At 46.1% G+C, this 13,303-nt stretch carries 12 protein-coding genes; 7 read left to right on the forward strand and 5 right to left on the reverse strand.

All coding sequences use genetic code 11. The features are described from left to right. Both rppB and rppA read right to left on the reverse strand, forming a co-directional pair. Window positions 1–1,139, reverse strand: a 1,139-nt coding sequence (rppB, locus tag AACR41_RS02110) for a two-component system sensor histidine kinase RppB (protein WP_030007961.1), incomplete at its 3' end; no start/stop codon positions are given. Beyond that, window positions 1,129–1,827, reverse strand: coding sequence for a two-component system response regulator RppA (rppA, locus tag AACR41_RS02115; protein ID WP_030007962.1), 699 nt, complete (start codon window positions 1,825–1,827; stop codon window positions 1,129–1,131). The genes rppB and rppA, both read right to left, overlap by 11 nt. An 85-nt stretch (window positions 1,828–1,912) precedes the next feature. Here rppA and AACR41_RS02120 point away from each other — a divergent pair, with 85 nt between their 5' ends. The 5 genes from AACR41_RS02120 (at window position 1,913) to AACR41_RS02140 (ending at window position 5,892) form a co-directional block, all read left to right on the forward strand. Continuing rightward, the gene (locus AACR41_RS02120; RefSeq protein WP_030007963.1) at window positions 1,913–2,290 is read left to right on the forward strand and encodes a hypothetical protein; all 378 of its coding nucleotides are present in this window, start codon (window positions 1,913–1,915) and stop codon (window positions 2,288–2,290) included. 106 nt (window positions 2,291–2,396) lie between these two features. Next, window positions 2,397–2,696, forward strand: coding sequence for a hypothetical protein (locus AACR41_RS02125; RefSeq protein WP_030007964.1), 300 nt, complete (start codon window positions 2,397–2,399; stop codon window positions 2,694–2,696). A gap of 78 nt (window positions 2,697–2,774) precedes the next feature. After that, a complete protein-coding gene (locus AACR41_RS02130; RefSeq protein WP_030007965.1) occupies window positions 2,775–4,706 on the forward strand; it encodes a copper resistance system multicopper oxidase in 1,932 nt (643 codons plus the stop codon). Continuing rightward, entirely contained in the window at window positions 4,703–5,542 is an 840-nt protein-coding gene (locus tag AACR41_RS02135) for a copper resistance protein B (protein ID WP_052349721.1), read from the forward strand. Before AACR41_RS02130 ends, AACR41_RS02135 begins: the two co-directional genes overlap by 4 nt. Window positions 5,543–5,592: 50 nt before the next feature. Continuing rightward, window positions 5,593–5,892, forward strand: coding sequence for a hypothetical protein (locus tag AACR41_RS02140; RefSeq protein WP_138071107.1), 300 nt, complete (start codon window positions 5,593–5,595; stop codon window positions 5,890–5,892). 49 nt (window positions 5,893–5,941) lie between these two features. Here AACR41_RS02140 and AACR41_RS02145 read toward each other — a convergent pair whose 3' ends face one another. After that, window positions 5,942–6,121 (reverse strand): hypothetical protein, encoded by a 180-nt coding sequence (locus AACR41_RS02145; RefSeq protein ID WP_152551026.1) that lies wholly within the window; start codon window positions 6,119–6,121, stop codon window positions 5,942–5,944. Window positions 6,122–6,276: 155 nt separating this feature from the next. Between AACR41_RS02145 and AACR41_RS02150 the strand changes: the two genes are divergently transcribed. Together AACR41_RS02150 and AACR41_RS02155 are read left to right on the forward strand one after the other, a co-directional pair. Next, a complete protein-coding gene (locus AACR41_RS02150; RefSeq protein WP_030007969.1) occupies window positions 6,277–8,316 on the forward strand; it encodes a heavy metal translocating P-type ATPase in 2,040 nt (679 codons plus the stop codon). Window positions 8,317–8,693: 377 nt separating this feature from the next. Then, window positions 8,694–10,754 carry a DNA phosphorothioation-associated putative methyltransferase gene (locus AACR41_RS02155; protein ID WP_030007970.1) on the forward strand — a complete coding sequence of 687 codons (2,061 nt, stop codon included), beginning with the start codon at window positions 8,694–8,696 and terminating at the stop codon, window positions 10,752–10,754. Here the strand turns inward: AACR41_RS02155 and AACR41_RS02160 are convergent, their stop codons facing one another. Both AACR41_RS02160 and AACR41_RS02165 read right to left on the reverse strand, forming a co-directional pair. Continuing rightward, window positions 10,755–11,912: an aminotransferase class V-fold PLP-dependent enzyme gene (locus AACR41_RS02160; RefSeq protein ID WP_030007971.1), complete on the reverse strand. Its 1,158-nt coding sequence runs from the start codon at window positions 11,910–11,912 to the stop codon at window positions 10,755–10,757. It lies immediately after the preceding gene. Continuing rightward, entirely contained in the window at window positions 11,909–13,282 is a 1,374-nt protein-coding gene (locus AACR41_RS02165) for an HNH endonuclease domain-containing protein (RefSeq protein ID WP_030007972.1), read from the reverse strand. The genes AACR41_RS02160 and AACR41_RS02165 overlap by 4 nt, the downstream gene beginning before the upstream one ends. Between the last annotated feature and the right edge of the window lie 21 nt (window positions 13,283–13,303).

Here is a 13,303-nt window from a genome sequence, read left to right on the forward strand (position 1 = left end):
CCTGTATCGGCGACCTCTACTAAAATTTCTCGGCTTTGGCGTCTGAGGGTAAGGGTGATTATGCCGCCAACGGGGGTGTACTGAATAGCATTGGCAATCAAATTGGCGAGGAGTCGATATAACTGCTCTTCGTTGCCAAGGATTTCAAAGGGGTCATTTGGAGGGATCTCAGCATGGAGGGTGAGATTGGCGGCGATCGCCATTGCTGAGAATTCTTCGATCAAGTCTGTGGCGATGGTCGCCAAGGAGCAGGGTTGCTGGAGGGGTATCGGTTCCAAATCTAGGCGCGATAATAACAATAAATCCTGTACCAAATGGGCAAGACGATTATTTTGACGCTCAATAATTTTTAAAGTTTGACGACTGTCTACCTCCGTCAGTTGTGGTTCCCCAAGGGTAAAGTCAATGGTCGAACGAATCACCGTCAGCGGCGTGCGGAGTTCATGGGCGGCGTCGGCGGTAAATTGTTGAATCTGTAGATAGCCGCGGTAGGCCGGAGTCATCGCTAAATTAGATAGCCACCAACTGGCGGCGAGGACTAAAACCATAACAGTGGGTAGCCCCAGCATTAGCTGCCAGCGCAGGTGGTGGAGAACCGTTTCATATTCTGTGAGCGATCGCCCCACTTGGATATAACCCCAGGGTTGCTGATCATTGGTTTTAAGGAATAGTGTAATTTCGCGGTAGGCAATTCCGTCAGTGTCTATGCGAGTTTGGGGTTGTTCTGACGAGGGAGAATAAGCATTTTGTTCGTAATCTGGCACCTGACCCACAGTTGCCAACAGTTTGCCTGTCTGATCAATGAAACGCACATAATAATTTTCTTGTTGTACGATCCCCACAATATGGCGTCCTTTGGTGATCGCCGAGCTACAGGCTTCAGGTTCTACACATACTACACCAGGTAAAAAATGTTCGACCACGGGTTCTACTTGGCCCACCTCTGCCAAAGCGGGTTCGATGCCATCGTGGAGTGTTCCGGCAATGGTGATCAATTTCCGATTCAGAGATTGCCACTGGTCATGGGCGATCGCCCGATAGAACCCCAGCCCAAAGACTAATAAAATCAGCCCCATCGTCCCAGCGTACAACCCCGCTAGTCGTTGTCTAGTCCGTAAAAAAGCCGGGTTACGATTCATTGACCGCCTTTCCCGGAGCCAAGCGATAGCCCAAGCCATGTACCGTTTCAATCAAATCTTCCGCCCCACAGGCTATCAATTTACGCCGCAGCAAACGCATCTGCGCCGACACCACATTGCTTTTTAGGTCAGCATCCATTGACCACACTTGGTACAAAATTTGATCTCGGCTCAAAATTTGTTGGGGATGTTGCATCAAAAATTCTAACAACTGAAATTCTTTTGCCGTCAGTGTAACCTTTGTACCGTTGTCCGCCCTAATCGTGAAACTGTCATAGTCCAAGGTAAGAGATCCCAAAGTTAAACGGCGTGATTGGAGGTGGGGCGATCGCCGCTGCAAAGCCCTTAGCCGTGCTAACAATTCCGCATTACTAAAAGGCTTGACTAAATAATCATCTGCTCCAGCATCCAGGCCCTGCACGCGATCTTCTATCCGATCCCTTGCCGTCAGCATCAACACTGGCAAAGTATAGTTTGTTTCCCGTAGCCGCTGACAGAGCGCTAACCCCGACAATTTTGGCAGGAGCCAATCCACCACCAACACCGTATATTGCGCCCAAGGACTTTGCAGATAATCCCATGCCGCCTCGCCATCCCTCGCCCAATCCACAATATATTTTTCCCGCGTCAGGGTGCGCTCAATGATTGCCCCTAAATCTGGCTCATCTTCTACCAATAAAATTCTCATTACCCTCGTTTCCACAAAATTTCATTGCTATTTCATTTTTGCCCACTACCATCAAAACCATCATCACAAATTCAATCGAGATTCCATGCGCCAATATATCCTTGCTCTCTTCACTTCCTTAGCTATCCTCCCCGCGATCACACCAGCGGCGATCGCCCAGTCGACCCATGGCAATATGCACCATGCTGAACCCATGGGGACTATGGAAACCATGGACCATAGCGAGCACATGGAAAATATGCACCATGCTGAGCAGATGGAGTCCATGGAAGAAATGAACCACGCAGAACACATGGAAGGCATGAACCATTCTGAACATATGGAGCATTCTCCAGAAGCAAATTCTGACTGTTCCCATAAAACCATGGCAGAACCGACTAGCAGTCTGAACAATACTGATCTCGTCGCCCATGCTGGCCATCAACATGGTCGCCGTAAAACTCCTCCCACAAACAACGGATAACCCAATTCATTAGTTCGGGCTAAATCAGGTGGGGGTTATTCGCCCCTACCCAGGCCCCCATAGCCCCCGTTGTTCCCCTGGTATTTAAGAGATCTAGCCCAAGACCATGCGTTTTTTTAATCAGTCTTATATTCGCTATATTCACTATGCTCTTGTGCCTATTATTCTCCTGCCTTTCCTCCTGACTCTGATTACAGGTTCCCTCTTTCAAGTTGCTGTCCTAACCGACAAAGTTGATCAGTACATTTGGCTGCTGGACTTGCATCGAGGCACATTCGGCAATGTCAATCTTGATTTTATTTATCCATTCTTAAATGCTTTTGGCCTGCTTTTCATGGTCGTGACAGGCTTTATCCTGTGGCTTTTGAAATTTTTGAAAATGATCCAAAAAAGAAAAATAATTTAACTGTTTAATCTCAGTAAATCAAAGAAATAATTATTAAAAATTGACCACGATCAACCCCTACGGATAACAAAATCTGTGATGAAGGAACGATATACAGCCATCAGTCGGCGACAACTATTAAAATTAGCGACGGGATTTGGCGTTAGCGTCGGTTTACATCCCCTACTCCAGCGATCAGCCCGTGCCACGGGGGTTGCTTCACCGATGTTAGGGGAACTCCTGCCGATAGATCGCTATCCAGATCAGATTGATCTTAGAGTCTTTCAGGAGCAAATCAAAATCGGCGATCGCCAAAGTAATGCCATCACCGTCAACGGCACAGTCCCCGGCCCGGTGATTCGCCTCAAAGAAGGACAAATCGCCAAAATTAATGTGAGCAATGAACTCGACAGCGAAACATCGATCCATTGGCATGGGTTAATTTTGCCCGCCACTATGGATGGTGTCCCGGGCATTAGCTTCAACGGCATCAAACCCAAAACCACCTTCAGCTACGAATTTCCCGTCAACCAAAACGGCACCTACTGGTATCACAGCCACAGTGGCTTACAAGAACAACAGGGACATTTTGGTGCCTTAATCATCGACCCACTGAAACCCGAACCCTTTAGCTATGACCGCGATTACGTCGTGATGCTCTCGGACTGGACAGAAGAAGATCCCCATCAAGTTCTGAGTAATCTGAAGAAAGTCAGCACTTTTTATAACTACCAACAACGCACGATCGCCCATTTTGGCGAAGATGCTGACTGGGCAAAGATGCGCATGGATCCTACTGATATTGCTGATGTCACTGGGGCAACCTATACCTATCTGATGAATGGCATGGCGCCAGCGAATAACTGGACAGCATTGTTTAAACGGGGAGAAAAAGTCCGTCTGCGATTTATCAATGCCTCTGCCATGACCTATTTCGACGTGCGAATTCCGGGGCTAAAAATGACTGTTGTGCAGGCGGATGGTCAAAACGTTCAACCTGTACCCGTTGATGAATTTCGGATTGCGGTGGCAGAAACCTATGATGTGATCGTCGAGCCAGAGGAAAGCAAACCCTACAGCATTTTTGCAGAAACAATGGATCGTAGCGGCTATGCTAGGGGAACTTTATCGCCTCAAATGGGCCTGGTTGCGGCGATCCCTCCCCTGAGAACTCGTCCCCTCCGCACAATGGAAGATATGGGCATGGATCACGGTTCCCACGGTGACCATGGGGGACACGGCTCGAAACAGCAAGCCAAACCCACTGACCATAAGAACTATCAAATGGAGCATTCTGGGCATGAGATGAATGCCATGCCCAATGAGGATCATTCCCATTCTGGGCACAATATGCCTGAGATGAGTCCGTCATCAGCGATGGGTCACTCCAGCCACGATATGCACAACATGGATACAGCACCAGCGATGGATCATTCTGGACATGGTATGCACCAGATGGATCATGGGGGGCCTGATTTAGGTGAGGCGGTGCCCCATGATCCAGATCACCATGGGGTCGGTAATGCAGGTGTACCGATGATGGTGAAAAATCGTCTCCATGAGCCGGGAATCGGTTTAGAAAGTACCCCCGACCATAAAGTCTTGGTCTATACAGATCTACGTAGTTTAGAACCAGGATCTGATCGGCGATCGCCCGAGCGAGAGTTAGAGCTACATCTGACGGGCAACATGGAACGATATATGTGGTCTTTTGACGGCAAAAAATATTCTGAATCACCCATTTTGCAGTTCTACTATGGCGAACGGTTACGCCTAACTTTTGTTAATGACACCATGATGGAGCACCCGATCCATCTCCATGGCATGTGGATGGAAATTGACAATGGTGCAGGGGCTTATAAACCTCGCAAACATGTCCTCAATGTCAAACCTGCCGAAAAATGTTCCGTTGAAGTCAATGTGGATGTGACAGGAAACTGGGCTTTCCATTGCCATCTGCTCTATCACATGGAAGCAGGTATGATGCGCACCGTCGCAGTTGTAGAACGTCCCCTGGGAGAACAGTCGTGAAGCATTATCTTTTAAACAAAACCCTAGGAGCGATCACCTTCAGTTTAGGACTGCTGCCCATGAACCCAGCCGCCGCTGAACACAGTCCATTACCAGAAACGGCGATCGCCCAACATAACCATGGCGCTGATCATTCAGATATCCCCCCAAGATTTACCCCCCTCCCCGGCGTAGAACCGAAGTATCACGGCGATGAAACCTATGGACTCTTGCTCTTTGAACAATTGGAATACCGTAACCAATCAGGGGAAAACAGTGTGAATTGGGAAGTTAACGGCTGGCGTGGCGGTGATTACCAGCGGCTATGGCTTAAATCTGAAGGTGAAATTGGTACGGAGACAGGCGACGGCGAACAGGAAACCCAAGTGCTCTATTCCAAACTAATCGCACCATTTTGGGAACTGCAAACGGGACTTCGTTATGACTCCGAATGGGAAGAAAATGGCAGCAAAGATCGTTTTTTAGGCGTGATTGGCCTTCAGGGTTTACTGCCCTACAAACTAGAAACCGATGCGGCGATTTTCATCAGTGAAGCGGGGGATCTTTCCGCCCGTTTGAGCCTAGAACGACAATTACTTCTCACTCAACGATTAATTCTGCAACCAGAACTAGAAATCAATCTCGCGGCTCAATCCGTGGAGGAATTCGGCGTCGGTTCTGGTTTGAATGATATTGGCCTGAGTGCCCGTCTCCGCTACGAAATTAGTCGCAATGTTGCTCCTTATGTGGGAATAGACTGGTCACGCAAATTTTTTGGATCTGCGGACTACAGTCGAGCAGAGAGTGAAGACGTGGAAACTTGGGCGGCTGTGGGAGGAATAAGACTTTTATTCTAAAAAAACGATAAATCGTTCACTAATGAATTGGAAAGAACTAAATGATTAATATGAGAACAGCATTATTAATGTTATTAGCTACACTGGCAATTCCTCATTCGGCTTATTCTCATAAGCAAAAATATCATATCAAGAAGCCAAAATCTTCTAAGTCAGTGCTTAAAAAAGATGATGTTTTTGAACGACAAGAAGTACATCAAAATATCACTAAAAATCATAAAGTGGGTGAGCAAAATCAAAAGAGTCCCCCACCAAATACCCAAATCCCAGATGGTTTAGGAGAACTCCTATTTGCGATGACTATCGCAGTTCCGGCCACTCTCTATGGTCTCAGTAGCAGCAACGATTAATAGATTTTGATATGAATAAGTGTTTACTTAATAATCTATTTGAATCACATTAAGATGCTGCCGCTAAAATCACTGGGGGTATGTTAATGCTGGTACATTCCCAGCTCCAGCCTCGCATCATACCGCCGCGCCCCATCATGCCCCCCATCAATAGAACTCCAACAAGTAAAGAAACGAGAACGCCACCAGCAAACCCAGCTGCAATAAAAGCTAAAACTTTGGTATCCATGGTCAAACCTCTTTTTAATTTAAGACTCCTAAAGAGAGACCTGTAATGGCCTAAAAGGCATACTATGATCATAGATCCAATAGTCAGCTTTAATCTTTCCCCTAAAGAAAAGGTAAGACAACGCAAAACAATGCAAAATTATCTCGAAAATTGTAATGAATCATTCCCATTCTCAGGATCACCATTCCAAGCATCAGAATCATCATAAAGGCAGTAAACATGGGCACCATGGTGGCCACAGCGGCCATGGACACCATAGTCCAGGGATGTTTAAACAGCGTTTTTTTGTCTCACTAATTTTGACGCTACCAATTTTATATTTTTCCCCACAGCTTCAAGGCTGGCTAAACTATGAAGCGATCGCCTTTCCCGGCTCTGGGTGGATTAGTCCAATTTTGGGTATCGCACTCTACTTCTATGGGGGTTGGCCTTTCCTCCAGGGAGCATGGCACGAATTTAAAAGCAAGATTGGCATGATGACGCTGATTGCTCTGGCGATCACCGTGGCTTTTATCTACAGTGTGGCTGTCTCCCTAGGTTTAGAGGGCATGCCTTTTTACTGGGAACTGGCAACATTAATTGACATTATGCTGCTAGGCCACTGGATCGAAATGGCTTCGGTACAGGGAGCCAGTAAAGCCCTAGAAGAACTCTCTACTTTAGTACCTAATGAAGCTCACCGTATGCAGGATGGGCAAATTGAGGATGTGCCCGTAGATGAAATTCAGACCGGAGATGTGATTCTGATTCGTCCAGGAGAACAAATTCCCAATGATGGGGAAGTGATTGAGGGGCACACCAGTATTAACGAGTCATTTTTAACGGGGGAATCAAAGCCTGTTCATAAAGAAGTTGGTGATGAAGTTGTGGCTGGCTCTGTGAATACAGATGGCTCTGTGCAAGTGCGAGTGACGCGGATTGGAGAAGATACCGCCATCAGTCAAATTATGCGACTGGTGGAAGAAGCTCAATCGTCCCGAAGCCGCTACCAAGTATTAGCCGATCAAGTTGCCTACTGGTTGACAATCATCGCGATCGCCGCTGGTACCCTCACGTTTATTGTCTGGCTCAGTCTCACTGATCTCAGTTTTTCTATCAATCGAGCGGTCACAGTCCTAGTGATTACTTGTCCCCATGCCCTAGGGTTAGCGATCCCTTTGGTGATTGCCAATTCCACGGGGTTGGCTGCCCGCAATGGCATTTTAGTCCGCAATCGAGACTCTTTAGAACGAGCAAAGGATATTAAAATTGTCGCTTTTGATAAGACAGGAACATTGACCCAAGGCCAATTTGGGGTTCAAGCGATTACGACAGATGGCATGGAAAATGATCAGGCATTGGCGATCGCCGCCGCCTTAGAAAATCCATCTGAGCACCCCCTGGCGCAGGCGATTGTCGGTGCAGCTAAAGCTGATCAATTGGATTTTCCACAGATGCAAAATTTTCAAACGATTACTGGACAGGGCGTAGAAGGCACAATTGACGGTCAAACCTATCGAGTGGGGCGTCCTGAATGGGTAAAAGAAAGCAACTTATCTTTTCCTGATTCGTTACAACAAGCTCTAGATAAGGCGGATAATCGTGGCGAAAGTGCTGTTGTTTTGATGACTGATGATCGCGTTATTGCCGTAATCTCCATGGCTGACCAAGTAAGGGAAAGCGCTCGTAAAGCTATTGATCGTCTCTATCAAATGGGTATTCAGACAGTGATGATTACTGGTGATGCAGAGGCTGTTGCCCGGGCTGTCGCTGAGGATTTAAATATTGATCGTTATTATGCCCGTGTTTTACCAGAAGACAAGGTTAAGCGTATTAAAGACCTCAAAAAAGATGCCCCTACTGCGTTTGTCGGAGATGGAATCAATGATGCAGCAGCACTCCTGGAAGCCAACATGGGGCTGGCGATTGGAGCAGGTACTAATGTGGCAATCGAATCTGCTGACTTGGTATTAGTGGAAGATGATCCTTTGGATGCGGTGAAAGCTCTAGTGCTAGCCAAAAAGACCTACAGCAAGATGCTGCAAAATTTATTTTGGGCCACAGGGTACAATATTGTCGCAATCCCCTTAGCAGCCGGGATATTATCGAAATGGGGAATTGTGCTCTCCCCTGCAGTGGGAGCCTTACTGATGAGTCTTTCTACTGTAATTGTGGCGGTTAATGCTGTGCTGTTGCGCCGTGTTAAGCTGGCATGATGATTACCTGATTCTTCTTTCGTGTGACCTAATTTTTTTTAAAGAGAGAAGATAACTACTTGATTGAGTTGGCCCTTACCACTGTTTTTACTTGTAAATAAACGAAGTCTGATTGTGTGGATGAAATTTGGTGAGAGTGCTTTAACCCGAATTATCGTAAGCTTGCTGAAATCGCTGAAACTATTGCTGTACAAAGCTTTCATTGGAAACAGCTACAAATTATCGTAAGCTTGGGCTATTTTTTGTCTACTCTTAAATTAATTCTATCGCCGGGGATCATTGCCCCGTAGGCTTTTCAGGGGACCTGGTATCGTGAACTACTGGTAAATTAAGCCTACCGTCTATGATGAGGATGCTGTAATCCAATTTTGCGTACCATGATTCGCGGAACTTTTCACTTCGCCACGGTTCAATCCCGGTTGCAGCAGCTACCCTTCGGGAAAAAATTACCTACAGCTCTCTATCTCCATATTTCTGCCCTCAAGCATTTACCTCCTGAATTACGAGACTACGAGGCGATCGCCCGTGAATTACTTCCCAACAGCGAGTTTTCCTTTTCTCTAGTCAAGTTCAATACCAACGAACCAAAAGTTTCTTATTTGGATTATCCCGATTTTGATAATGACCCCCATCCTGCCCTTAGACAAAGTATTCAGGTCAACTTAGAAGTGGGTGGCTGTCAAGTGCGGCATTATGGCGATAATCCGCCGATTTTGCACCGTAAAGAAACCTTTGTCCATTCTACTCACCCCCACTACGAAACCTTTGCTCAACTAACCCAAGCTGAGGAAAAACTAGGCTTACTGGCTGACTCCCGCAACATTGGCTATCAGCAGCAGTGGGAGAAAAAGCTTCAACACTTTCGGGTACGCATCGAAGACCATCGCCTGATTGAAATGAAAGATTCTGCCCATAAATCTCCCAAAATTGACCGTCACAAAGCGGCGATTATCCGGCGGCAGATGTCCCGCCCCGTGCGATCGCTCTTTGAAGTAAACCTCCTCACCGAGGGCATGACCTTCTTTGACTATGGCTGTGGCCATGGAGAAGACCTGAAATTTATTGCCGAGAAAGGATTTCAAGTACAGGGATGGGATCCCTTTTACAAGCCTGATAACGAGAAAAGTCCAGCAGATGTCGTCAATCTCGGCTATGTGATCAATGTGATTGAAAATCCCGCAGAACGGCGGGAGGCATTGGTTAAAGCCTGGGCATTAGCCCAGAGAATTCTAGTGGTTTCCGCCCAGGTACTAATTGCCGATGGCGGCTATGGTCAGGTGGCCTATGGCGATGGGGTAATTACCAGTCGCAATACGTTTCAGAAATACTACGATCAAGAAGAGCTGAAACTTTACATTGATCAAGTGTTGGGGGTTGATGCGGTTCCGGTGGCATTGGGAGTTTACTTTGTCTTTCGGGATGAAGCCCAGGCAGAAACCTTTCGGGCTTCGCGCTTTCGATCACGGGCAACAACTCCTAGGATTCGTCTTTCCGTTAAACGGTTTGAGGATTATCAATCACTCCTACAGCCCCTGATGACCTTCATCACCGAACGGGGGCGCTTACCCAAAAAAGGAGAACTGCCAGAAGAAACAGCTATCTGTGCAGAGTTTAGAACCCTAATCCGTGCCTTTAAGGTGATTGAACAGGCGACGGATGCAGAAGAATGGCAGCGAATTGCCGAACAGCGCAAGTCTGATATTCAGATTTATCTAGCTCTCTCGAAATTTGCCAAGCGGCCAAAGTTTAGTCATTTAGACCCCACTCTACAGACCGATATCAAGGTTTTGTTTGGGACGTATAAGCAAGCCTGTCTACTTTCAGACATGATGCTGTTTAGTTTGGGAGATTTGCAAAACCTAGCGGATATTGCCCAGGAGAGTAAAATCGGCATTTGCTCAACTAAGGCATTGTTGGTGCATATCAGTGCCCTAGAACAGCTTGACCCGTTACTCCGGCTCTATGAAGGCTGTGCCAGTCGAACGGTGGGACGGTTAGAAAATGTGAGTTTGGTGCGATTTTATCTCCATGAGCCAAAAATTGCTTATATTTCTTGTGCTGATTTTGATGATGATCCTCATCCGCGTTGGCAGATGGCGATGCAGATTGGGTTGCAGGATCTGAAGGTACGTTACAAGGAATATGATCCAGATTTTGCTCCGGTGGTGCAACGCAAGGATCGCCTAGTGGGTCAGGATTATCTGCTCTACGACAAGTTTGCCAAGCTCTCCCAACAGGAAGAGGATTGGGGCTTACTGGAAAATTGGTCAGAGATTCAGCTTTGGTCAGGTTGGCAGAAGGTATTACGGGAAACGGGTGTTGAGTTTAAGGGTTCTCGGTTGCAATGGCGGCAGGATGCTGACGCTTATCAACAGAAGATTGTCAGGTCTCGGATTCGCTCTCGACAACGGCAACGACAGAAGGAAAAGGATAATTGATTAGGCCATCGCCAACATTGTTTGGGTGGTTTTAATCACCTCAATTAAAATCTCAGCAGCTTTGTCAATTTCTTGCTTGGTTGTAAATTTACCAAGTCCAAGACGTAAGGCTCCATCAATAAAGTCATTTGATAGATTCATTGCTCTCAAAACATGGGATGGGGTGACTGTGCCACTGGAACAGGCTGATCCGGTTGATATAGCTAACTGCTGACGGATACGGGCAATGATGGTGCTATTGGGAATCCCTGGAAGAGAGAGATGCAAGTTTCCGGCAAGACGTTGGTGCTGGTTACCATTAACAACAATTTCAGGAATAGCTTGGATGAGTTGGGTTTGGAGATAATCTCGTTTGGCGGCGATCGCCTTTTCGTCTGCTTCCATTTCTAACCGTCGTAAATGGCAAGCTTCTCCAAGTCCGACAATCCCAGGGAGATTCAATGTGCCGGGGCGTAATCCTTGCTGCTGTCCTCCACCAAACAGAATGAGTTCAAGGGGGTGATCGGTTTTGCGGATGAGTGCACCGATGCCTTGAGGGGCGTAGAGTTTATGACCAGACATGGCTAACAAAGTAATGCCCCAATCAGCAAAGTTCATGGGAATTTTGCCTACGGCTTGGGATGCGTCACAGAAAAAAGGTACGGAATACTGTTTGGCGATCGCCCCAATGAGTTCGATGGGGTAGATGGTTCCCACTTCGTTATTCGCTGCCATGATGCAGAGCAGGTCTAAGCCATTGCGGCAAATGTTCTCGACGGTATTGAGGTCAAGATTTGCGTCACGGTCTACGGGCAATGTAATCAGCTCGATGCGCCTTTGTTGTTCGAGGTAATGACAGGTATCAAGGACAGCTTTATGTTCTACGGCAGAAATAGCGATACGGGGAAGTTTGCCCTGTTTTTCGTGGTGCAAAATGGTTCCCTGAATGGTAAGGTTAATGCTTTCCGTCGCGCCGGAAGTAAAAATAATTTCTTTCGGTTGGCAGTTAATCAGGTCAGCAATTTGTTGTTTGGCTTGTTCTACAGCTTCTCGACTGCGATCGCCGACTAGATGATCCATACTACTGCCATTCCCAAATTGGGTCGTCATCGCTGCCATGACTTTTTCGGCAACTCTTGGATCGACAGGGGTTGTGGCGTGGTAATCGAGGTAAATCACGGAACATAAACCCAATTACTAGAAAATCCTTGCTTTTCTGCCAATGTTATCAAAGGCTTAATTGTCGAGTCATAAGCATTAAAAAGCTTTTCCTGATCTAATACATCATCATTAGACATATTCAAATCGGCAATATATGGATCAATAGCTTTATTCCATACTTGCTTTGATAAATACTCGTGGTTAGTGATTAATGCTAAATGCTGTAGGCGGACAAACTCAGGAAAATATTTATCTGATGGCAAGTTGTTAGACTTTGAAGAATTAACTGATTGAGTGACAGGAACTAAATTCCAAAGTTGATCATGGGCAACAAAAGACCAAGGTAAATAGTGATCTAAAGATATTTGATTTGGATCAAGAACTTGACCAGAATAAATACATTTTATTGATTGATGCTCGAAAACAGACTTCCAAAATCTTGTTTGCTTAGAGAGCGACCCACGCTGTTGGGGCATGAAAAGCTTATTCATAATATTCGGCGTTGTGGGGTTCCTCGATTGCATATACTGCAACCATTCCCAAGAGGCCCAACCCTTCACCACTGCAAAATTCTCCTCGATGTATTCCGCCCATTCTTGAGAGAACATCAAGCCCTTACAATCTTTCACTAAGTCGGCATCAAAGCTATATAAAGGATTCTGATTTTCTGGATTATTTGCCAGATCTAAAACGGCTTGGTTGACTTCAGTATCTTTTAAACCTTTAGTTTCTGCGGTAAAAAATGGACGAATCAGGCGAAATGGAACATATTTCAACAAATAGCCAATCAAATCATCATAGGTCTGATTTTGGATGGTTTTTCTGAGTAGCTTTTTATCTGGATCATTAAATTTTAAAATAGGTTCGCTAATCACCAAATCCAGAGAATCAAGCTTTTCAGTGATTTTATCTTGGGTTCCAAAGGATAATTTAAAATAAGTATGGGGAAACCAAGCATTAGCTAAGATTTCAACGACTAATTCAACAAAACTAATTGGCGATAAAACATCAAATTTCCTGCGCTTTAAAATATCTAGCAGTGATAGGAAAAAGAGATATTTATAAGAGTTTGTCGTGTTGTTGAAAAGTTGCGCAAGGATCGAAACATTCACCCGTTCAGATGTGGGCAGACTTTGGGCGGAATTCATTAAGGGTCGATTTCGCGTAAAACCCCCCAAGTAGAAATTAACAAAGCTGCTGGCAGCATCGGGATCAAGTTGCTGTAATGCCGTGGTGATTTGGTGGATCGTCTCGCCAGTGGGATCGATCTTCTCGTGGAACCACCGGAAGACAATCGGACGCTCTACACCCAAGGCGATCGCCAAACGGTTTTGGCTGATGTCGTGTAACTCTAAAGTCTGTTTTAATGCCTGTCCTGCTTTTCCCATGACCTAATTATCACAGAAAAC

The sequence above is a fragment of the Picosynechococcus sp. NKBG042902 genome (assembly GCF_963864045.1).
Lineage (GTDB): Bacteria > Cyanobacteriota > Cyanobacteriia > Cyanobacteriales > MRBY01 > MRBY01.